The sequence below is a fragment of the Caballeronia sp. LZ035 genome (assembly GCF_031451175.1).
Lineage (GTDB): Bacteria > Pseudomonadota > Gammaproteobacteria > Burkholderiales > Burkholderiaceae > Caballeronia.
In genome coordinates this window covers 466491-488142 of sequence record NZ_JARUXS010000001.1, presented here as the reverse complement: position 1 = coordinate 488142, position 21652 = coordinate 466491, and the positions used below count along the sequence as shown (strand labels likewise).

Genomic DNA, 21652 nt, shown 5'->3' with positions numbered 1-21652 from the left:
ATGAAGAGTCAGCGCGGCTGGTAGAGCCACTTGCCGTCGCGAATCTCGACCATCACGCGTGCGCGCTGGTCGAGGCCGATGTGATCGTTGGGCGTCATGTTGACCTGCCCGTTGGTGTCGGCGAACTGCTTCGTGCCTTCGAGCGCGTCGCGCAGCGCGCTGCGGAACGCCGGCGTGCCGGGCGCGCCCGCTTTCATCGCGATGGGCACCGCGCGATTCAGCAGCATGCCCGCGTCCCACGTGTACGAGCCGAACGCCGATACCGTGCCCGCGCCCTGTTTCGCCTCGTACAGTTTGATGTAGTCGAGCGCGAGGCGCTTCGCGGGATGATCGTCCGGCAATTGCGCGGCGACCAGCACGGGGCTGGTCGGCAGGAAGGTGCCGTTGCAGTCCGCGCCGCACACGCGCAGGAAGTCGCGGTTGCCGACGCCGTGATTGTGATAGATCAGCCCCTTGTAGCCGCGCTGCGCCAGCGTCTTCGGCGGCAGCGCGGCGGGCGTGCCGGCGGCGCCGACCACCACCGCGTCCGGCTTCGTCGCGAGGATCTTGAGGATCTGTCCGGTGACGCTCGGGTCGGTGCGGTTGAAGCGCTCGTTCGCGACCACGCGGATCTTGTGCAGTTCGGCGAACTTCGCGACTTCGGCATAGAAGGTCTCGCCGAGCGCGTCCGCCTGGCCGATGTAGGCCAGCGTCTTCACGCCGTGATTGCTCGCATGTTCGGCGATGGCGGAGGCCATCATCGCGTCGGTCTGCGGCGTCTTGAAGACCCAGCGCCGCTTGTCGTCGACGGGTTCGATGATCTTCGCCGACGACGCCAGCGAAATCATCGGCGTCTGTCCCTGCGCGACGACGTCGATCATCGCGAGCGAGTTCGGCGTGATGGACGAGCCAATGATCGCGTCGACCTGGTCCTCGCTGATGAGCTTCTTGGTGGTCTGCACGGCCTGCGTGGTGTCCGAGGCGTCGTCGAGGACGATGTAGTCGACCGGCCGGCCGCCCATCTCCTTCGGCAGCAACGCCACGGTGTCGCGCGCCGGAATCCCGAGCGACGCGGCCGGTCCCGTCAGGGAGAGCACGAGGCCGATCTTCACGTGCTGCGCGCTCTGCGCGAAGGCTGCCGTCGCGGCCAGCGTCATCGCCGCGCTCACCAGAAACTTCCACTTGCCTGCCGCCATGCGAGTCTCCTTTTTTGTTTGTTCTGATCGCTGCGCAAAGCAGCCCGGCAAAGTGTAAGGCGCGGCTCGCGCGCCCCGCATCGGGCGAAACCCGTTGCAGCGCGCGGCTCTTCAGTGTTCCGGCTGCACCACCGCCTGATCGATGGCGCCGAAGATCGACTTGCCATCCGCGTCGAACATCTCGATCTTCACGCTGTCGCCGAACTTCATGAAGCCGGTTTGCGGCGCGCCGTGCTCGATGGTCTCCAGGCAGCGCTTCTCGGCAATGCAGCAGTAGCCGCGCGTCGCGTCCTTGTTGGAGATCGTGCCGGAGCCGACGATCGCGCCCGCGCGCAGATTGCGCGTCTTCGCGGCGTGCGAGATCAGTTGGCCGAAGTGGAACACCATGTCCGTGCCGCAATCCGGGTGGCCGACTTTCTTGCCGTTCCAGTGCACGGTCATCGGCCGGTGCACGCGGCCTTCGCGCCAGGCATCGCCGAGTTCGTCGGGCGTCACGGCCACCGGCGAGAACGCGGTCGCGGGCTTGCTCTGGAAGAAGCCGAAGCCCTTCGCGAGTTCGGCGGGAATCAGATTGCGCAGCGACACGTCGTTCACCAGCATCAGCAGGCGAACGCTCTTCAAGGCTTCGTCGGGCATCGCGGCCATGTGGACGTCCGAGGTGACCACCGCGACTTCGGCCTCGAAGTCGATGCCATACGATTCCGTCGCACAGACGATGTCGTCCGCCGGGCCGATGAAGTCGTCACTGCCGCCCTGATACATCAGCGGATCGGTCCAGAACTCGGCCGGCATCTCGGCGTTGCGCGCGCGGCGCACGAGTTCGACGTGATTCACGTACGACGAGCCGTCGGCCCACTGGAACGCGCGCGGCAGCGGCGCCATGCAGGCTTTGGGATCGAACGGGAAAGTGTTGCGCGCGCGGCCGAGGTTCAGCGCCTCGTACAGATCCAGCAGTTGCGGCGCGTAGAAGGTCCAGTCGTCGAGCGCGCGCTGCAGCGTCGAGACGATTCCGTCGGCGATGGCCGCCGTGCGCAGATCGCGCGAAACGACGACGAGCTGGCCGTCGCGCGTGCCGTCCTTCAGCGTGGCGAGTTTCATAGAGCGGGAAGTGACGTGGGATGACGTTAGGGGAAATGTATTTTACGATGGTGAATCCCCAAGGCCGCGCTTTCCCCCGCATTTCTCATTCATGCCATCGACCCGCTCCACCGCGCCCGACGACGACGACACACTCGACGTCAACGACCCCAACGACGCCGACATCGCCGAAGAGAAGACGCGCTCCGGCATCCAGTCGATCGAGGTGGGTTTCCGTCTGCTCGACGTGCTCACCAACGAACCCCGCGCCATGATGCTGCGTGATCTCGCGCAGCGCGCCGGCATGAGTCCGGCGAAGGCGCATCGCTATCTCGTGAGTTTCGTGCGGCTGGGCGTGGCGTCGCAGGATCCGGTGTCGGGGCGCTATGAGCTCGGCGGCTTCGCGCTGCAAATGGGTCTGGCGCGGCTCGCGCGCGTGGACGGCGTGCGGCTCGCGCGCATTGCGCTCGCGGAACTGCGTGACCGGCTGGACCAGACGGTCGGCATCGCGGTGTGGGGCAATCAGGGGCCGACGGTCGTGCACTGGATGGAGTCGAGCCATCCGGCGAAGGCGTCGCTCAAGCTCGGCGACGTGATGCCGCTGCTGTCGTCCGCCACGGGGCTGCTGTTCGCCGCCTATCTGCCGCGCAGCAAGACCCAGCCGATGCTCGAGCGCGAACTCGCCGCGACGAAGCAACGCCTCGCCGATGTCGAGCCGCTGCTGGCCGAGGTGCGCGAGCATGGCGCGGCGCGGGTCGAAGGCATGCTGCTGCCGACCATCCACGCATTCTGCACGCCTGTTTTCGACGCCACTGGCGAACTTGCGCTGGGCCTCATCGCACTGGGGCACGAAGGCGCCTTCGACACGCGCTGGGACGGCGAGATCGACGCTGCGCTGCGCGACTGCGCCCGCAGTCTGTCGTACGAACTGGGGTACAAGGAAGGCGAACGCTGAGCGCGCGACCGGCAATGTGCCGAGGAACATCGGTTCCGTCGCGCGTGTCGTAGTCCTTTCGCGTTCCTTGTCGCGTCGCCTGCGCTACGCGCGCCTTACCCTTCGCTCGATGCCATTCTTTCCGTTCCGCCGCTCTCGCCCAAACGCCGGCGAGCCGTCCGATGCCGCCCCCGAGTCCGCCGCGCCGCGCCGCTGGGGGCGCTGGGCGCTGGCCGTACTGATCGTCGCGGGACTGCACTGGAGCGCGGTGCGATGGTTCGAGCGGAATCGGCAGCCGGAGAATCCGTCGCCGGAGACGCCGCCGGTGCAGATCGAATTGCTCACGCCGAAACCGGTCGCGCCGACGCCTGCTCCAGCTCCCAAGCCCAAGCCAGTTCCGAAGCCTGCCGCCGCTGCACCGAAGCCCGCGCCCGCCGCGCCGCCTGCCGCACCGCCTGCCGCGCCGATCCTGAGCGCGACGACGCCGCAACCCGATGCGCCCGCAGCCTCATCAGGCGTGGCCGCGTCGGCGCCGGCCGCCGCTACCGGCGCATCCAGTCCCGTGCCGGCGCCAACCGCGCAACCCGCAGCCTCGGGCGACACGTTCAACGTTCCGCCAAGCGGCGAACTGCGCTATGACACGCTCGTGAACGGCATGATGAATCAGACCGGCACGATCCACTGGACTCACGACGGCCCGCATTACGAGATGGTCGTGTCGATTCCGCTGCCTTTCGTCGGCCCGTATGTGTACTCGAGCAAGGGCCATCTCGATGGCTTCGGCATCGCGCCGGAGCAGTACTCCGAGCAGCGCGGCCGCCGCGCCGCCGATATCGCCATCTTCAATCGCGAAACGAAGCAGATCGTCTACACGAAAACCCCGCAGGCGCAGCCGCTCGCCGACGGCGCGCAGGACCGCTTCAGCGTTGTCATGCAATTGTCGAGTCTCGTGCGCGGCGCGCCGGACCGGTACAAGCCGGGCGTGACCCGGCAATTCAGCGTCGCGGACAACGACAGCAGCGAGATCTGGTCGATCGAAACCGTCGGCGACGAAACCGTGCAGACTCGCGGCGGTTTCACGAGCGCGCGCCATTTCACGCGTCTGCCGCGCAAGGAAGGCGACCGCCGCAAACTCGACATCTGGCTCGCGCCGTCGATTGGCTGGCTGCCTGTGCGGATTCTGCAAACCGAGCCGAACGGGATGCAGCTGGAACTTCAGTGGGCCGGCAAGCTCGACACGCCCGCCGCACCCGCCGCACCCGCCGCACCCGCCGCACCCGCCGCACCCGCCGCACCCGCCGCACCCGCCGCACCCGCCGCACCCGCCGCACCCGCCGCACTCGCCGCACCCGCCGCGCCGGATCAAGGCGCCGGTGCGGGCACGCCGGATGCGTCAGAGGAATCCGCGCCGGACGTCCAGAACACGGCCAAGCCGTAACGGCACCGTAACGCAGACGTAACGTCCGGGATTCGCGGCCGTAACACGCCGTGACATCCACGCCGCGCGCAGGCATTGAACGCAGCAGAGCACAGTCATTCGACAACATCGCAAACCGCAGTCTTGACGGAGCCGATATGCAGTTGACCATCAATCGCATCGACACCCGCTATGTTCTCGACAACGAAGGAGGCGGCCCATGGATCGTCTTCATTCACCAACTGGCGGGCGACTTGTCCGTCTGGGACCAGATGGCCGGATACTTCCGCCATGATTTCACCGTGTTGCGCTATGACCTGCGCGGCCACGGCGAAACGACCGCCTCGCCCGACAGCTTCACGATCGACGATCTCGCCGACGACCTGGCCCAACTGCTCGACCGCCTCGGCGCGCCGACGGCGCATGTGGTCGGGCTGTCGATCGGCGGAATGGTCGCGCAGAAGCTGGCCATCCGCCACCCGGACAAGGTCGCGACGCTGACCGTGGCCGGCGCGCCCGCCTTCATCCCCGATGACGCGCGCCCGGTCTTCGCACAACGGGCAGCCTCCGTGCGCGAAAACGGCACCGCGAGTATCGTGGAACCGACGCTCGAGCGCTGGCTCACGCCCGAGTTTCGCCGGGCCCATCCTGAAGTCGTCGAGCCGATTGCGGAAACCATTGCGCGTACGCCAGCCGAGGGTTTCGCACGGGCCGCGGAGGCGGTCAGCGGCTTTGACGCCCGTGAGGGATTGTCATCCGTGGCGAAACGAACACTGGTCATTGCCGGTTTGCGTGATGTTGGCACGACACCTGCTGCTTCCAGAGTGATCGCGGACACGATCCCGGACGCGCAATTCGAAACACTCGACGCCGCGCACCTCACGCCAGTCGAGGAATCGCAACGTTTCAGCGCGCTTCTAGGAAACTTCCTACGCGATTCCGCGTGATTCTTACCGTAGCTGCTGCAAAAGAACGCCTCGATACCACGGCATCACATCGGGGCCACCCCTTGAATTCCCACTCTCTCGCTCCACTTACGATTCAGGCTGCAGGAGCAATCAAGGAATAAGGAGTGTCGCCATGCAAATGATCTACAACAGCCCCAACTATTGCGTCGTCGAGTTTCCGCCGCAGGACAACCATCTCGCGATGCGCGCTGGTGGTTACGAGATCGTCGACAAGAACACGCAGCGCGAGATCTTCATCGACGGCGCGCTCGCCGCCAAGTTTCGCGAGACTGTGCAAAAGCTGATCGAGGAAGAACCGTCGCTCGAGGACGTAGACGAATTTCTTGGCCAGTTCGACATGTTGATGAACATGCCCGTCGTGCTTCACTGATTCACCATGCGCGCGTGCCGGCATGCCGCCGGTCCGCGCCCGCCGCCGCACGGTCATGCGGCTCCGGCGACACTCGCCTCCCCGAAGACCCCGCCCATGCAACCGGCGGGGTTTTTTTTGCCGACATTGCCTTGTTTGGCGCCGCTGGCCGCGCCCGTTCGCCGGAGCGACCGCTCGTGGCTACCGCTACAATGTCAGGCTCTCCCATTTGGTGCAGGCCTCGTCCGTCATGACCCAGAACGCCATTCCGAAACCCGCGCGCGCCTACACACGCGGCGCGGTGCTGCCCGACCTGCTGCAGAAGCGCATCCTGATTCTCGACGGCGCGATGGGCACCATGATCCAGCGCTACAAGCTCGACGAAGCCGCCTATCGCGGCGAGCGCTTCAAGGACTACGAACGCGACATCAAGGGCAACAACGAGTTGCTGTCGCTCACGCAGCCGCAGGTGATCCGCGAGATTCACGAGCAGTATCTGGCGGCGGGCGCGGACATCATCGAGACGAACACTTTCGGCGCAACGAGCGTCGCGCAAGCCGACTACGGCATGGAAAAGCTGGCCGCCGAGATGAATCTCGAATCGGCGAAGCTCGCGCGCGAAGCCTGCAACCGCTACTCGACGCCGGACAAGCCGCGCTTCGTCGCGGGCGCGATCGGACCGACGCCCAAGACCGCGAGCATTTCGCCGGACGTGAACGATCCCGCCGCGCGCAACGTCACCTTCGACGAACTGCGTGACGCGTACTACGAGCAGGCAAAGGCGCTGCTCGACGCGGGCTGCGACCTGTTCCTCGTCGAAACCATCTTCGACACGCTGAACGCCAAGGCCGCGCTGTTCGCGCTGGACCAGTTGTTCGACGACACCGGCGAGCTGTTGCCCATCATGATCTCGGGCACCGTCACCGACGCTTCGGGCCGCATCCTGTCCGGCCAGACGGTCGAGGCCTTCTGGAATTCGCTGCGTCATGCGAAGCCGCTGACCTTCGGCCTGAATTGCGCGCTCGGCGCGGCGCTGATGCGGCCGTATATCGCCGAGCTGGCGAAGCTGTGCGACACCTATGTGTCCTGCTACCCGAACGCCGGCCTGCCGAACCCGATGAGCGACACGGGCTTCGACGAAACGCCGGACGTGACCTCGGGCCTGCTGAAGGAGTTCGCGTCCGCCGGCCTCGTGAACCTCGCGGGCGGCTGTTGCGGCACGACGCCGGAACACATTGCCGAGATCGCCAAGGCGCTCGCCGACGTGAAGCCGCGCGCGTTCCCGTCGCAGTATCGCGACGCAGCCTGACATCGAACCCCACACGACCCCGCACACCATGACCGATCACACGATGCGTCTTTCCGGCCTCGAGCCGTTCAACGTCAACGAGGGTTCGCTCTTCATCAACGTCGGCGAGCGTACCAACGTGACCGGCTCGAAGGCTTTCGCGCGCATGATCCTGAACGGCCAGTTCGACGAGGCGCTCGCCGTCGCGCGCCAGCAGGTGGAAAACGGCGCACAGGTCATCGACATCAACATGGACGAGGCGATGCTCGATTCGAAAGCCGCCATGGTGCGCTTCCTGAATCTGATCGCGTCGGAGCCGGACATCGCGCGCGTGCCGATCATGATCGACTCGTCGAAGTGGGAAGTGATCGAAGCGGGCCTCAAGTGCGTGCAGGGCAAGGCGATCGTCAATTCCATCTCGCTCAAGGAAGGCAAGGAGCAGTTCCTGCATCACGCGAAGCTGATTCGCCGCTATGGCGCGGCGTCGGTCGTGATGGCCTTTGACGAGAAAGGCCAGGCCGACACCTTCCAGCGCAAGACCGAGATCTGCAAGCGCTCGTACGACATCCTGGTGAACGAAGCGGGCTTCGAGCCGGAAGACATCATCTTCGACCCGAACATCTTTGCCATCGCGACCGGCATCGAGGAGCACAACAACTACGCGGTCGACTTCATCAATGCGACGCGCTGGATCAAGCAGAACCTGCCCTATGCGAAGGTAAGCGGCGGGGTGTCGAACGTGTCGTTCTCGTTCCGCGGCAACGATCCGGTGCGCGAAGCGATCCATACTGTGTTCCTGTATCACGCGATCCAGGCGGGCATGGACATGGGCATCGTCAATGCGGGCCAGCTGGGCGTGTATGCCGATCTCGACGCCGAACTGCGCGAGCGCACCGAAGACGTGGTGCTGAACCGCCGCGATGACGGCACGGACCGGCTGCTCGAAGTCGCCGACAAGTTCAAGACCGGCGCGGCGAAGAAGGAAGAGAACCTCGAGTGGCGCAACCAGCCGGTCGAGGCGCGGCTGTCGCACGCGCTGGTACACGGCATCACGAACTTCATCGTCGAGGATACGGAAGAGGTCCGGCAGAAGATCGACGCCGCCGGCGGCCGCCCGATCAACGTGATCGAAGGCCCGCTGATGGACGGCATGAACGTCGTCGGCGACCTGTTCGGCCAGGGCAAGATGTTCCTGCCGCAGGTGGTCAAGTCGGCACGCGTGATGAAGCAGGCCGTCGCGCATCTGATCCCGTTCATCGAGGAAGAAAAGCAGCGGCTCGCCGAAGCCGGCGCGGACGTGCGCTCGAAGGGCAAGATCGTCATTGCGACCGTGAAGGGCGACGTGCACGACATCGGCAAGAACATCGTCTCCGTCGTGCTCCAGTGCAACAACTTCGAAGTGGTCAACATGGGCGTGATGGTGCCGTGCGCCACCATCCTGCAGAAGGCCAAGGAAGAAGGCGCGGACATCATCGGACTGTCGGGGCTGATCACGCCGAGTCTCGAAGAGATGGCCTACGTCGCCTCTGAAATGCAGCGCGACGACTATTTCCGCGGCAAGCAGACGCCGCTTCTGATCGGCGGCGCAACGACCTCGCGCGTGCACACCGCCGTGAAGATCGCGCCGCATTACGAAGGACCCGTGGTGTACGTGCCGGACGCGTCGCGCTCGGTGTCGGTGGCGTCGAGCCTGCTGTCGGACGAAGGCGCGGCGAAGTATCTCGGCGAACTCAAGAGCGACTACGACCGCATCCGCACGCAGCACGCGAACAAGAAAGCGCAGCCGATGGTCACCTACGACGAGGCGCGCGCCAACCGCACGAAGATCGACTGGAGCGCGACCACGCCGAAGAAGCCGAGCTTCATCGGACGCCGCGTGATCCGCAATTACGACCTCGCTGAACTGGCGAACTATATCGACTGGGGTCCGTTCTTCCAGACCTGGGACCTCGCCGGTCCGTATCCGGCGATCCTGAACGACGAGATCGTCGGCGAGTCGGCGCGGCGCGTGTTCTCCGACGGCAAGTCGATGCTCTCGCGCCTCATCCAGGGCCGCTGGCTGACGGCGAACGGCGTGATTTCGCTGCTGCCCGCGAACACGGTGAACGACGACGACATCGAGATCTACACCGACGAATCCCGCACGCAAGTGGCGATGACCTGGCGCAACCTCCGCCAGCAGAGCGTGCGTCCGGTGGTGGACGGCGTGATGCGTCCAAACCGCTCGCTCGCCGATTTCATCGCGCCGAAGGATTCAGGCGTGAAGGACTACATCGGCCTGTTCGCGGTGACGGCGGGCCTGGGCGTCGACAAAAAGGAACGACAGTTCGAGGCCGATCACGACGACTACAGCGCGATCATGCTCAAGGCGCTCGCCGACCGCTTCGCCGAGGCCTTCGCCGAGGCGCTGCACGCGCGCGTGCGGCGTGAGCTGTGGGGCTATGCGCGGGACGAGGCGCTCGACAACGACGCGCTGATTGCAGAGAAATATGCCGGCATCCGGCCGGCGCCGGGCTATCCCGCGTGTCCGGATCACCTCGTCAAGCGCGACATGTTCGACGTGCTGCAGGCGGAGGAGATCGGCATGGAGCTGACCGAATCGCTGGCGATGACGCCCGCCGCCAGCGTGTCCGGCTTCTATCTGGCGCATCCGGACAGCACGTATTTCTCGGTGGGCAAGATTGGCGACGATCAACTGGCGAGCTATGCGCAGCGCATGAACATGCCGTTGACCGAAGCCGAACGGGCGCTCGCGCCGCAGCGTTGAACTAGCGTCCGGCCGGGCAACTGACCAGTCGGACTTCCACGCAGCCTGTGGCAAAAAACCATATGCGCGGCGTTATAAAGGGAAAAAGGCGCGAAAAAGCGGCAGGCTGACGGCGGGAAATTTTGTCTTTCCGTAGACTGTCGCTGCGATACGCCGTCATGACGACGGACACGCATAATTCGTCTCGGAGAGAGTCGCATGAAAAAGCTGACGTCCGCCGCCACCCTAGCGATCGCAGCCGCCGTTCTCGCGTGGAGTCCGGTTACCTTCGCGCAGCCTGCCAGCAGCACGACCGCATCGTCGTATTCGCCGCCGCAGACCGAGCACAAGAAGAAGCCCAAGAAGCCCCGGAAGCCCAAGTCGGCGACCAACGGGCAGTCGCAGTAAGCGGGCCTGCGCAGTACGCAACAACACGGGCCGGCATTGACGCGCCCATAGCCGTTAGACCCAGCAGAAACAGCCGTTGAAAAAAAACCCGCATCGTTCATCACACGATGCGGGTTTTTCGTTTTCAGCGAACGGACAAGCGCGGGCTAAAAGCCGACCAAGCGCGTTCAGACGCCCCAGAGGATATCTTTGCCGTCCTTCTGCGCGAGCCGCATCATGTCCAGGAACGGATAGGCGCGCTGCGCGAGTCCGATGGGAATCTCATGCGGCTCGTGGCCTTCCTCGCCTTCATGAAAGTGCCCGTCGTGCTCGGCGCGCTCTTTCTTGTCCGTGCTGACCGCGGCTTCGAGTTTCTGGATGGCCGAGGGCAGTTCCTCTTGCGTGATGACGCCGCGCTCCGTGAGCTTTTTCCCGATGATGCCGAGCAGGTATTCCGCCAGGTTCTCCAGCATCATGACGTCGGGTGCGGCGGGTGATTTGAATGTGATCAGCATGGCATGGTCCTTTGCTTTATGTTGGGTTATAGGCGGTTTGCAAGAAGGCGGTTTGCAAGCAGCGCGCCGATGAGCCGGTCTCCCTGACAACGTGACAACACCCTGATTCGACATATTAGCACCTGCTAAAATCCCCACTTCATAGGGTTAAAACCGGGCCAACCGCCGCTCAGTGGCCGCTCAGCGCGCACGAAACGTCGCGCTGAACAATGTCATGGTGAATGGCGTCGCTCGCATCGGAATCGCGAATGCGCGGTTCACCATCAGGACGCCGCACCCTCCCGGACCCGCTCCACTGGATCACTTTCAGCATGCTGCCCGCACACAAACACACTCTCGAAACGCTCCTCCTCGACGCGGTCAAGCAGGTCGCGCAAGCCACGCAGGGCGCCAGCGAAGCGGCTTTCGTCGCGCCGGCCATCGTGCTCGAACGTCCGAAGGTCGCGGCGCACGGCGACGTCGCCTCGAACGTCGCGATGCAGCTCGCCAAGCCGCTGCGCGGCAATCCGCGCCAGCTTGCGCAGCAGATCGTCGATGCCTTGCTCGGCGCCGAGCGGGCCCGAGGGCTGGTCGAGAGCGCGGAAGTTGCAGGTCCCGGCTTCATCAATCTGCGTCTTGCCGCGACGGCGAAGCAAGCCGTGATCCCGGCCGTGCTGGACGAAGCCGCCGCCTATGGCCGCTCCACCCGCGACGCCGGCCGGCGCGTGCTGATCGAGTTCGTCTCGGCGAATCCCACCGGCCCGCTGCACGTCGGTCATGGCCGTCAGGCGGCGCTCGGCGACGCGCTCTCCAACCTGCTCGGCACGCAGGGCTACGACGTGCACCGCGAGTTCTACTACAACGACGCGGGCGTGCAGATCAACAATCTCGCCATCTCCACGCAGTTGCGCGCGCGCGGCCTCAAGCCGGGCGACGCGGAATGGCCGGATGCAGCGTACAACGGCGAGTACATCGCCGACATCGCGCGCGACTACCTCGCGGGCGCAACCGTCGCGGCGAAGGACGGCGATCCGGTGAAGGGCCAGGGCGACGTCGAAGACCTCGAAGCCATCCGTCACTTCGCGGTCGCGTATCTGCGTCACGAGCAGGACATGGATCTGACCGCGTTCGGCGTGAAGTTCGACCAGTTCTATCTGGAGTCGTCGCTGTACAAGGAAGGGCGCGTCGAGAAGACGGTGGCGGCGCTCGTCGACGCCGGCAAGACCTACGAGCAGGACGGCGCGCTGTGGCTGCGCACCACCGACGACGGGGACGACAAGGACCGCGTCATGAAGAAGTCCGACGGCACCTACACGTACTTCGTGCCGGACGTCGCCTATCACGTGACCAAGTGGGAGCGCGGTTTCACGAAGGTCATCAACGTGCAGGGCTCGGACCACCACGGCACCATTGCACGGGTGCGCGCCGGCCTGCAGGGCCTGGGGGTCGGCATTCCGAAGGGCTATCCCGACTACGTGCTGCACAAGATGGTGACCGTCATGCGCGACGGCGAGGAAGTGAAGATCTCCAAGCGCGCGGGCAGCTATGTGACGGTGCGCGACCTGATCGAATGGTCGGGCGGTCTCGCGCCCGGCCACGAGACCGCGCCGGACCAGATCGACGAAGCCACGATCCGCCGCGGCCGCGACGCCGTGCGCTTCTTCCTGATCTCGCGCAAGGCGGACACCGAGTTCGTCTTCGACATCGATCTCGCGCTCAAGCAGAACGACGAGAATCCGGTCTACTACGTGCAGTACGCGCACGCGCGCATCTGCACGATTCTCAACGACTGGAAGGAACGCTACGCCGGCGATCTTTCGCAGGCCGCGCAAGCCGATCTCTCGCCGCTGTCGAGCGACCGCGCCATGGCCCTGCTCAACAAGCTCGCCGAGTATCCGGACATGCTCCAGCACGCGGCCCTCGAGCTCGCGCCGCACGCGGTGGCCTTCTATCTGCGCGATCTCGCTGGCGAATTTCACTCGTTCTACAATGCGGAGCGCGTGCTCGTGGACGACGAGAAAGAACGCAGCGCGCGTATCGCGCTGCTGGCCGCCACGCGTCAGGTGCTCGAGAACGGTCTCGCGACGATTGGCGTTTCCGCGCCCCAAAAGATGTGATGTCTGCCGCCCCCGGCACCGCGCGCCCTGCGAAATCGGAGTTTTCGGCGCGCGCGGACGGGAGGCTGGCGCGGAACGGTATTAAGCCACGGCTATAATCGTCGGCCAAACCAGAAGACTTTCTCGCAGGTGATCCAAACGATGGCAAAACCACGTCGCACGACCAGTCAGTCCAAGCAGTCGAAGCAAACCGGGGGAACCTTCATCGGCATCGTGCTGGGGCTGATCGTTGGCCTGGCCATCGCTGTCATCGTCGCGCTGTACATCACCCGCGCGCCCACGCCGTTCGTCGCGAAGGTCGCGCCGCCGGCCTCGGATGCCAACTCCGCGCCCGCCGCCGCGCAGCCCTACGACCCGAACCGTCCGCTGCAGGGCAAGACGCCGGGCCAGCCGGTGCCGCAAGCCGCGCAGCCCACGCCGCCGAATACCGCGCCGGGCCAGACCAACAACCAGACGCAGTCGTCGGGCATGCTCGACGAACCGCAGATCGTCGAAGTGCCGCCGTCGGGCACAACCGCTTCGAACCCGAAGGCCGCTAGTTCGACCGCCGCGAAGAAGCCCGAGAACGCGCCGAACGCTACCAGCAACGCCTCCGCCACGCCGCCCAAGGGCGGTTCCGCACCGGGCACCGCCAAGAGCACCCCGCCCGCACCGGGCGACGTGAACACCGGCTACTTCCTGCAGGTCGGCGCGTACAAGACCCAGGCCGACGCCGAACAGCAGCGCGCGCGTCTTGGCTTCCAGGGTTTCGAATCGCGCGTCACGCAGCGCGATGCGGGCGGTGTGACGTACTATCGCGTGCGGATTGGTCCGTTCGCGAAGTTCGAGGACATGAACACGGCGCGCCAGCGTCTGTCCGATGCCGGCGTCGATACCGCCGTGATCCGTTTCTCGCGGCAGTAAGCGGCACATCGAGTTCGGACGCCCGCGCCGCTGTTCGTGGCGCGGGCGAACGCGAGGATCGGCGGCGCCGGACTTCGCTCAAGCATGGTTTAAGCATGGCTTAAGCATCGTGTGTCCCACTTGAGGGCCTCTTTTTCCAGCCTCCGCGACTCTTTTGCTTTCACTCTCCCATCATGAAAAAACTGTTTAGCGCGTTCGCCCTGTCCCTCGGCATTGCTGCCGCCTCGATGAGCGTCGCGAGTTCGGCCATGGCCGACCCCACCGCCGGCAAGGACTACTCCGTGCTGCAGGCGGCCCAGCCGGTCGGCGCACCCGCCGGCAAGGTGGAGGTCATCGAGTTCTTCTGGTACGGCTGCCCGCACTGCAACGAGTTCGAGCCGTATATCGAGGCATGGGAGAAGAAGCAGGGACCGGACGTCGTGTTCAAGCGCGTGCCGGTGGCGTTCCGCGACGACTTCATCCCGCACTCGAAGATGTATCACGCGCTGGACGCACTGGGCGTCGCCGAGAAGGTCACGCCGGCCGTGTTCAACGAGATCCACGTGAAGAAGGATTATCTGCTGACGCCGCAGGCGCAGGCGGACTTCCTCGCGACGCAGGGCATCGACAAGAAGAAGTACCTGGACGCCTACAACTCCTTCTCGACGCAAAGCGCCATCCAGCGTGACAACAAGCTGTTGCAGGACTACAAGATCGACGGCGTGCCGACGGTCGTCGTGCAGGGCAAGTATGAAACCGGTCCGGCCATGACCAACAGCCTGCAAGGCACCACGCAGGTGATGGACTTCCTGGTCCAGCAAGTTCGCGACAAGAAGCTCTGATCCCCTCGCCAAGCGCCGGTATGAATGCAGTTCGCCTGAAGGTCTTCATCACCGGCGCGTCGAGCGGCATCGGCCAGGCACTGGCCGAGCATTATGTGCGGCGCGGCGCCGCGGTCGGTCTGGTCGCCCGGCGCGCCGACTCCCTCGCGGCGTTCGCCGCCCGCTTTCCAGACGCCTCCCTCTCGCTGTATCCCGTCGACGTCCGCGACGCCGCCGCGCTCGCCGATGCCGCGCGCCGGTTCATCGCCGAGCACGGCCCGGCGGACGTCGTCATCGCCAATGCCGGCGTGAGCCGCGGCGTGCTGACGGGCGAAGGCGATCTCGACACCTTCCGCGCCGTGATGGACATCAACTATTACGGCATGGTCGCGACCTTCGAACCGTTCATCGCCTCGATGACGGCCGCTCGGCGCGGCACGCTCGTGGGCATGGCGAGCGTCGCGGGCGTGCGCGGGCTGCCGGGCTCGGGCGCATACAGCGCCTCCAAGGCTGCGGCGGCGAAGTATCTGGAGTCGTTGCGCGTGGAGATGCGGCCGCTCGGCGTGGCCGTCGTCACGATCGCGCCAGGCTATGTGCGCTCGGAGATGACCGCGCACAATCCCTATCCGATGCCCTTTCTCATGAATGCAGACCGCTTTGCCGAGAAGGCTTCGCGCGCGATCGAGCGCAGGGTGCGTTATGCGACCTTCCCATGGCAGATGCGGGTGGCCGGCATGCTGCTGCACGCGCTGCCGCGCTGGCTCTATGACAGGCTCTTCGAACGCGCGCCGCGCAAGCCACGGACGAGCGAGCAATAAAAAAACCGGCTGCGCATTGACGCAGCCGGTTTCATTTTCAGGCGGGCTTGTCTGAAATCAGAACGCCACGTACGCCGGGCTGTTCGACAACTCATATCCCACATACACGTGCCGGCCGAAGAAGAACGGCAAGCCGAAGTCGAACATGTTGGTCAGACCCAGTTGACCGCCCAGGCTGTCGAACGCGTACTTCGAGCCATCTGTTGTCAGCGTGCGCGCGCTGACAAGCTGGAACGGCACGATCGAGGCGTTGCCTTCGTTGCCAGTGATCGTCGCCGACAGCGATTGCTCCGAACTTGGGCAATAGAACGCACTGTCACTCGAGCACAACGTGTAATTGTCCGGGAAGAAGTTGCCGTTCGATCCGGAATCGAAGAAGGTTGAGTAGGTTTTGCCCTTGTAGGTGCCGTTCAGGTTGCCGTACTGGTCGGTGCCGAACTTCGTCACGCCCGCGAGCGCATTGTTGCTTTGCGTGCCGATGCCGAATATCAGCACGCCGGTCGCGCTGGTGGCGCCGCCATCGGGCACCGGCGGCAACTGCACGATAACGCCGTTGTTGTCGGCCGCGAACCGGGTGACGGGATTGGTGACCTGCTGAGCCACCGGCACCGTGGTGCCCGCGCAGTTCGTGCCGTTGCTGCACGAGTAGTACATCTGGTTGAGCGCCGTCGTGGAGCACAGGCTGCCGCAATCCGACGCCTGCGGCCCGATGCCGAGAATGCCGTTCGCGCCGATCTGATCCGTCGAGTTCTCGTCGTTGCCGGACGGGCAGCCGTTGTCGCCCGTCGGCGCAGCCGATGCGTTCAGGTCGCCGATGATCTGGATCGGCACGTTCGACGCCACCTCGGCGCCGATCTTCACGTCGGCCGTGCGAACCGTGCCCCAGGTATAGCCGTCCGCAAAGCCCGCGCATTCCGCGAGCTGGCCGCCGTTCGCCGCAGCCACGCCCGGCAGGCTCGTGATGACCGACTGCGCTGCGGAGCCGAGCACACGCAAGCCATACGACGCGGTATCCACCTGGATGTTGTTGATCGTCTGGCACACCGTGGTGCCTGGTGCGCAGACGGTGACCGAGACATTCGGAATGTTGACGAAGCCGGCCACGCCCGAATTGACGTTGATCGGCACGGCGTTGGTGCCGTTGGGCTGGATGGGCTGGGCCGTCGCCAGGCTGGTGGGGGTGCTGCCGCCGCCTGATCCGCCGCCCGATCCGCCGCCTCCGGATGAGCCGCCATTGTTCGAGCTGGAGTTGTTGTCGCCGCCGCCGCCGCAGGCTGCCAGCATGATCGAAAGGAACAACGCGCTCATCCAGCGGGCGAAACCGCCGGCGCGTTGCAGGTTGATGGCGGGAAAGCCGAGTGTCGTGTGCTGCATGCCGGTATCTCCCGTCGCTTACTGGATGTCGCTGGCGTCGACGCCGGCGGGCAAGGATTGCGGCAGATACGCACGGCCCTGGAATGCGCCCATGTGACCGCCGGACTCCACGACCAGACCGCTGCCTTGCAGGCTCACCGGTCCGCGGCCGCCGCGCGCGGCGCGTTGCGCCTTCAGGCCTTGCTGATACTCGGGGAAATAGCTGCCGAGCAGCGAGGCGAGGTCGGGCATGCGCGGCCCTTTCCAGGCAATGCCGAACACGACGTCTTGCGCCGACAGGTATTCATTGATGGTGGTGCCGCTCGCGAGCAAGGTGGACCGCACGGTGTAACCGGCTGACGAGCTCGAGGATGCGCCGCTTGCGGTGGCCGCCCGCGCGACCGCCTTCGCGGTGGGGGGCGTGGCGCCTGGCGGCACAGCCATCGGTGCGCCGCCGAGTGCTGCATATGCGGGCGCGGCCGCCCAAACGCACAGCGCGCCGGCCGCGCCAGCCAGTGCCATTGTCAGACGCCCATGACGGGTTTGCTTCGGTGCTTTCACTGCGCCTCCTGTCGGATTGCCGGTCTTTCGCCCTCTCAGAAACGGCGGACCTTATGACGGTAGAGTGACAGATGCGCCACTAATTCAGTATTTCCCACGCCGAAACTTACAGCGTGAATAACGCCAGTATGCCAGCCGGGAGGAATAGGCCTAGCGTTCGGAAACGCGCTCAAACAAAAAACGCGAAGCGCAATGGCATGCGCTTCGCGTCGTTCGCAAGGACCGGGCCCGTCAAACCGACGCCCCGATAAAGACCGTCAGAAGCCGAGGCTGGCCAGCAGATCATCCACTTGCGACTGATCCTGCACGACGTCGCTCCGTCCTTCCGGATTGATCTGCGGCCCGTTGAGGAGCCCTTCCGGACTGCCGCTCGCCGAGGACATCAACGCCGCCGCCGATGCCGCGAACTGCTCGCGTCGTTCAGGCGCGATGTTCTCGAGCAGCACGCCCAGCAGTTGTTGCTCGATCAGATACACGACGTCCGTGATCTTCTTGATCACCTGCCCGGTGAGATCCTGGAAATCCTGCGCGAGCATGATCTCCAGCAGTTGTGCATTGGTCGCCTGCGTGCGCTCCGGCACGCTCTGCAGGAACGTGCGGGTGTCCGCGAGCAGCGCGCCCGCCTCGTTCTGGGCGAGCGGCGCGTCGTACCAGCGGGCCCAGCGGGCATCGAGCGCCTGGGCTTCGCCCTGCATCGCTTCCTGCACCGGCTTGGCGAGTTCGATGGCGTTCAACGCGCGCTCGGCGGCCTGCTCGGTCATCGTCGCGACGTACTTGAGGCGGTCGCGCGCGTCGGGCACGGCCTGCGCCGCCGCTTCGACCTGCTTGTCGAGACCGAGCTCGCGCATCGAGTCGCGCAGCGTGCGTGTCAGCTGGCCGATGCGCGCGAGAATGCGGTCGCTCGACGCGTCGCCCTCGGCTTCGGCCGCGGAGGCGACCGCGGCGGCCAGTTCAGTGGTCAGATCGTTCACGATCAGCTCCCCGCTTTGGCCATCTTCTCGAGAATCTTGGTCAGCTTCTCGTCGAGCGTCGCGGCGGTGAAGGGCTTCACCACATAACCGTTCGCGCCCGCCTGCGCCGCCGCGATGATGTTCTCCTTCTTCGACTCGGCCGTGACCATCAGCACCGGCAGATGCGAGAGCGCCGCGTCCGCGCGGATCTGCTGCAGCATCGCGAGGCCGTCGAGGTTCGGCATGTTCCAGTCGGTGATCACGAAGTCGAAGCCGCCGCCGCGCAGACGCGCAAGACCGGCCGCGCCGTCTTCGGCTTCATCGACGTTCGAGTAACCCAACTCCTTGAGCAGGTTGCGCACGATACGGCGCATCGTCGGAAAATCATCGACGACGAGGATCTTCATGTTCTTGTCCATCATTACTCCCGTGTGTTCTCAATGCGGCTGCGCCGCTCAATCCAAAAAAACTCAGACGCGCTGCACGCGTTCGCCCATCGAGGCGAGCCGCGCCATGACGCGGCGGCTCATTTCCGTCAGCGGCGCGATTTCGCTCGCGCCGCCCATTGCAATTGCTTCGCGCGGCATGCCGAACACCACGCAACTCGCTTCGTCCTGCGCCAGCGTGTAGGCGCCCGCCTGCTGCATCTCGAGCAGACCGGCTGCGCCGTCGCGGCCCATGCCGGTCAGGATCACGCCGATCGCGTTCTTGCCCGCGTGCTGCGCCGCCGAATGGAACAGCACGTCGACCGACGGCCGGTGCCGGTTCACCGGCGGCGCATCCGACAGATGCGCGACATAGTTCGCGCCGCTGCGCGCAAGCACGAGGTGCGCATGACCCGGCGCGATGTACGCATGGCCCGGCAACACGCGCTCGCCGTGCTCCGCTTCCTTCACGGTGATGCGGCACAGGCCGTTCAGACGCTGCGCGAACGACTTCGTGAAACCCGGCGGCATGTGCTGCGCGATCATGACCGCGGGCGCATCAGGCGGCAGCGGCGTCAGCACTTCCCGAATCGCCTCGGTGCCGCCCGTCGAGGCGCCGACGATCACCAGCTTCTCCGTCGAAACGAGCGGATTGTTGAAATGCGGCGCCGGCTTGTGCGGGCTCGTCTGGGCCGGTGCGCTTGCCGGATGCGCGTGCTGCCTGACGCGTGCGCGCGACGCAGCGCGGATCTTGTCGGCGAGCTTTTCGGCGTAGTCGAGCATGCCGTCGCGAATGCCGACCTTCGGCTTCGTGACGAAATCCACCGCGCCGAGTTCGAGCGCGCGCAGCGTGATCTCGTTGCCGCGCTCCGTCAACGACGACACCATCACGACCGGCATCGGCCGCAGGCGCATCAGTTTTTCGAGGAAATCGAGTCCGTCCATGCGCGGCATTTCCACGTCGAGCGTCAGCACGTCGGGGTTATGCTGCTTGATGAGTTCGCGCGCGACGAGCGGGTCCGGCGCGGTCGCGCACACTTGCATGTCGGGTTGCGAATTGATGATCTCGGTCATCAGGCTGCGCACGAGCGCGGAGTCATCGACGCACAGCACCTTGATCTTCGTTACAGCGGATGTTTTCGCAGGGATCGCGTGGTTCAGGCTCATGCTTCCTCCGCCGTTTTCGCGCCGCGCACGCTGCGGGCCGCGTTGCCGAACAGTTCCACGCGCGGCTTCGCGACGTTGCTTGCCGGGTTCGTGAAGAGTTCGACGCGCGGTCTGGCGGCGCTGCCATTCGACTGGAACAGTTCGACGCGCGCACGCGCCTTGGCGAGCCGTTCGGCGCGCTCTTCCGGCGTGCGCTGCACCAGCGCCTGTTCGCGCTCGACCACCACGGGATCGTGCTGCGTCTTCAGTTTCTTGACCATGACCTGACCCGAACGCGGCATGAACGCGACCTTGCGCGGATGCATGCCCTGCAGGTCTTCCGCCACGATGCGTATCTTTTCGAGCGCGAGGTAGCGGCGCACGAACTCCGAGTTGCGGTCGCCGATGTTGATCGTCGTCATGCCCGCGAGCACCGCGCCGCCGCCGAACACCTTCGCCTCGAAGCGCTCACGCCGCCCGCCGCGCTTGATGAGTTCGTTGATGAGCACTTCCATCGCGTAGGCGCCGTAGCGCATCGAGTCGGAGGACGCATGCGACGCGTCGGAACCGTCGTCGGGCAGCATGAAGTGATTCATGCCGCCGATGCCCGCCGTGCGGTCGTTGATGCACGCCGCCACGCACGAGCCGAGCACGGTGACGAGGACCATGTCCTCGCTCGTCATGTAGAACTCGTTGGGCAGCAGCTTGACGCCCGGCTTCTTGAAGTGATTGTCGTAATAGAGATTCGACGCGATCGGCAGTCCGCTCATGCTGCCTCTCCCGCCAGCGCGCGTGCGCTTTTCGACGCAGTGCCCGGCTTGACGTCGCGTGCCAGTTCGTACACGGTCTGGCCGCGCAGCCTGAAGGCCTGCGACACATACGTGAAGTTCTCCGAATGCCCCGCGAACAGCAGCGCACCCGGCTTCATCAAGGGCTCGAAGCGCGACAGCACCTGACCCTGCGTCGGCTTGTCGAAGTAGATCATCACGTTGCGGCAGAAAATGACGTCGAACGGGCCTTTCACGTCGTAGCGCGCATCGGTCAGGTTCACGCGGCCGAAGTTCACCATCGCGCGCAGTTCAGGCCGCACCTTCACGAGGCCCGCATGCGAGCCCGTGCCCTTCAGGAAAAAGCGCTTCAGGCGCTCGACAGGCATGGTCTTGACCTGGTCCAGCGAATACACGCCCGCGTCTGCCTTGGCCAGCACCTGGCTGTCGATGTCGCTGGCGAACACCGTGCACTGGCGCGCCGCGTGTTCACCGAGCGCTTCGACCAGCGTCATTGCGATCGAATACGGTTCCTCGCCGGTGGACGCCGCCGAGCACCACACCGAGAACGGCTGCGAGCGGCGCTTGACGAACTCCGACAGGATCGGAAAGTGATGCGACTCGCGGAAGAACGCGGTGAGGTTCGTGGTCAATGCGTTGACGAACGCTTCCCACTCGGCGTTGTCCTCGTGAGTTTCGAGGCGATCGAGATAGTGCTTGAACGTGTCGATGCCGCAGGCTCGCAGACGGCGCGCCAGACGGCTGTAGGCCATGTCGCGCTTGTGGTCCGAGAGCGAGATGCCCGCGCGCCGGTGAATCAGCTCGCGGATGCGGGCGAAGTCCGCCGCCGTGAATTCGAAATCGCGCTCGACTTCACCACGCACCGGGGCGGGCATGTCGAGACGCGCGTTGCGCGTGGCCGTCATGATGTCTGATGCTTCCCCGGCATCGCTGCCGATGCCTGATGTGGCGTGTCC

The 21652-nt window shown here is 65.3% G+C and carries 21 protein-coding genes; 11 read left to right on the top strand and 10 right to left on the bottom strand.

Going from position 1 to position 21652, the window contains the following annotated elements:
• Nucleotides 1-8: 8 nt before the first annotated feature.
• Nucleotides 9-1175 (bottom strand): ABC transporter substrate-binding protein, encoded by a 1167-nt coding sequence (locus QCE88_RS02315; protein WP_409018024.1) that lies wholly within the window; start codon nt 1173-1175, stop codon nt 9-11.
• A gap of 111 nt (nt 1176-1286) precedes the next feature.
• On the bottom strand, nt 1287-2273 hold the full coding sequence (locus QCE88_RS02310; protein WP_309898837.1) for a fumarylacetoacetate hydrolase family protein: 987 nt from the start codon (nt 2271-2273) through the stop codon (nt 1287-1289).
• Between the two features lie 91 nt (nt 2274-2364).
• Between QCE88_RS02310 and QCE88_RS02305 the strand changes: the two genes are divergently transcribed.
• The 7 genes from QCE88_RS02305 to QCE88_RS02275 all read left to right on the top strand — a co-directional run bounded on the left by QCE88_RS02305 (nt 2365) and on the right by QCE88_RS02275 (nt 10362).
• A complete protein-coding gene (locus tag QCE88_RS02305) occupies nt 2365-3207 on the top strand; it encodes an IclR family transcriptional regulator (protein WP_309898835.1) in 843 nt (280 codons plus the stop codon).
• Nucleotides 3208-3316: 109 nt separating this feature from the next.
• The gene (locus QCE88_RS02300) at nt 3317-4624 is read left to right on the top strand and encodes a DUF3108 domain-containing protein (RefSeq protein WP_309898833.1); all 1308 of its coding nucleotides are present in this window, start codon (nt 3317-3319) and stop codon (nt 4622-4624) included.
• Nucleotides 4625-4761: 137 nt separating this feature from the next.
• A complete protein-coding gene (locus tag QCE88_RS02295; RefSeq protein WP_309898830.1) occupies nt 4762-5550 on the top strand; it encodes an alpha/beta fold hydrolase in 789 nt (262 codons plus the stop codon).
• 133 nt (nt 5551-5683) lie between these two features.
• Complete coding sequence (locus tag QCE88_RS02290; protein WP_309830134.1) at nt 5684-5941, top strand: DUF3567 domain-containing protein; 258 nt, start codon at nt 5684-5686, stop codon at nt 5939-5941.
• Nucleotides 5942-6170: 229 nt separating this feature from the next.
• A complete protein-coding gene (locus QCE88_RS02285; protein ID WP_309898828.1) occupies nt 6171-7229 on the top strand; it encodes a homocysteine S-methyltransferase family protein in 1059 nt (352 codons plus the stop codon).
• A gap of 1 nt (nt 7230) precedes the next feature.
• Nucleotides 7231-9975: a methionine synthase gene (metH, locus tag QCE88_RS02280; protein ID WP_309903331.1), complete on the top strand. Its 2745-nt coding sequence runs from the start codon at nt 7231-7233 to the stop codon at nt 9973-9975.
• Nucleotides 9976-10173: 198 nt separating this feature from the next.
• A complete protein-coding gene (locus QCE88_RS02275) occupies nt 10174-10362 on the top strand; it encodes a hypothetical protein (protein ID WP_309898827.1) in 189 nt (62 codons plus the stop codon).
• A gap of 167 nt (nt 10363-10529) precedes the next feature.
• On the opposite strand, the gene QCE88_RS02270 is transcribed toward QCE88_RS02275, so the two are convergent.
• Nucleotides 10530-10856, bottom strand: coding sequence for a DUF1840 domain-containing protein (locus QCE88_RS02270; protein WP_309898825.1), 327 nt, complete (start codon nt 10854-10856; stop codon nt 10530-10532).
• A 311-nt stretch (nt 10857-11167) separates the two neighbouring features.
• Between QCE88_RS02270 and argS the strand changes: the two genes are divergently transcribed.
• The 4 genes from argS to QCE88_RS02250 all read left to right on the top strand — a co-directional run bounded on the left by argS (nt 11168) and on the right by QCE88_RS02250 (nt 15473).
• Nucleotides 11168-12952, top strand: a complete 1785-nt coding sequence (argS, locus tag QCE88_RS02265) for an arginine--tRNA ligase (RefSeq protein WP_309898823.1) — start codon at nt 11168-11170, stop codon at nt 12950-12952.
• A 141-nt stretch (nt 12953-13093) separates the two neighbouring features.
• The gene (locus tag QCE88_RS02260) at nt 13094-13855 is read left to right on the top strand and encodes an SPOR domain-containing protein (RefSeq protein ID WP_309898821.1); all 762 of its coding nucleotides are present in this window, start codon (nt 13094-13096) and stop codon (nt 13853-13855) included.
• Between the two features lie 173 nt (nt 13856-14028).
• Nucleotides 14029-14676 carry a thiol:disulfide interchange protein DsbA/DsbL gene (locus tag QCE88_RS02255; protein ID WP_309898820.1) on the top strand — a complete coding sequence of 216 codons (648 nt, stop codon included), beginning with the start codon at nt 14029-14031 and terminating at the stop codon, nt 14674-14676.
• Nucleotides 14677-14696: 20 nt separating this feature from the next.
• Nucleotides 14697-15473 (top strand): SDR family oxidoreductase, encoded by a 777-nt coding sequence (locus QCE88_RS02250; protein ID WP_309898818.1) that lies wholly within the window; start codon nt 14697-14699, stop codon nt 15471-15473.
• Nucleotides 15474-15530: 57 nt separating this feature from the next.
• Here QCE88_RS02250 and QCE88_RS02245 read toward each other — a convergent pair whose 3' ends face one another.
• From QCE88_RS02245 to QCE88_RS02215, 7 genes are all read right to left on the bottom strand, one after another.
• Entirely contained in the window at nt 15531-16847 is a 1317-nt protein-coding gene (locus QCE88_RS02245; RefSeq protein WP_309898817.1) for a DUF3443 domain-containing protein, read from the bottom strand.
• An 18-nt stretch (nt 16848-16865) separates the two neighbouring features.
• Nucleotides 16866-17348 (bottom strand): DUF2844 domain-containing protein, encoded by a 483-nt coding sequence (locus QCE88_RS02240; RefSeq protein WP_309903329.1) that lies wholly within the window; start codon nt 17346-17348, stop codon nt 16866-16868.
• Between the two features lie 296 nt (nt 17349-17644).
• Nucleotides 17645-18337, bottom strand: a complete 693-nt coding sequence (gene cheZ, locus QCE88_RS02235) for a protein phosphatase CheZ (RefSeq protein WP_309903327.1) — start codon at nt 18335-18337, stop codon at nt 17645-17647.
• 23 nt (nt 18338-18360) lie between these two features.
• Nucleotides 18361-18756, bottom strand: coding sequence for a chemotaxis response regulator CheY (gene cheY / locus QCE88_RS02230; protein ID WP_309898815.1), 396 nt, complete (start codon nt 18754-18756; stop codon nt 18361-18363).
• 51 nt (nt 18757-18807) lie between these two features.
• The gene (locus tag QCE88_RS02225; protein WP_309898814.1) at nt 18808-19929 is read right to left on the bottom strand and encodes a chemotaxis response regulator protein-glutamate methylesterase; all 1122 of its coding nucleotides are present in this window, start codon (nt 19927-19929) and stop codon (nt 18808-18810) included.
• The gene (gene cheD / locus QCE88_RS02220; RefSeq protein WP_309898812.1) at nt 19926-20678 is read right to left on the bottom strand and encodes a chemoreceptor glutamine deamidase CheD; all 753 of its coding nucleotides are present in this window, start codon (nt 20676-20678) and stop codon (nt 19926-19928) included. Before cheD ends, QCE88_RS02225 begins: the two co-directional genes overlap by 4 nt.
• Nucleotides 20675-21601: a CheR family methyltransferase gene (locus QCE88_RS02215; protein ID WP_309898810.1), complete on the bottom strand. Its 927-nt coding sequence runs from the start codon at nt 21599-21601 to the stop codon at nt 20675-20677. The genes cheD and QCE88_RS02215 overlap by 4 nt, the downstream gene beginning before the upstream one ends.
• Between the last annotated feature and the right edge of the window lie 51 nt (nt 21602-21652).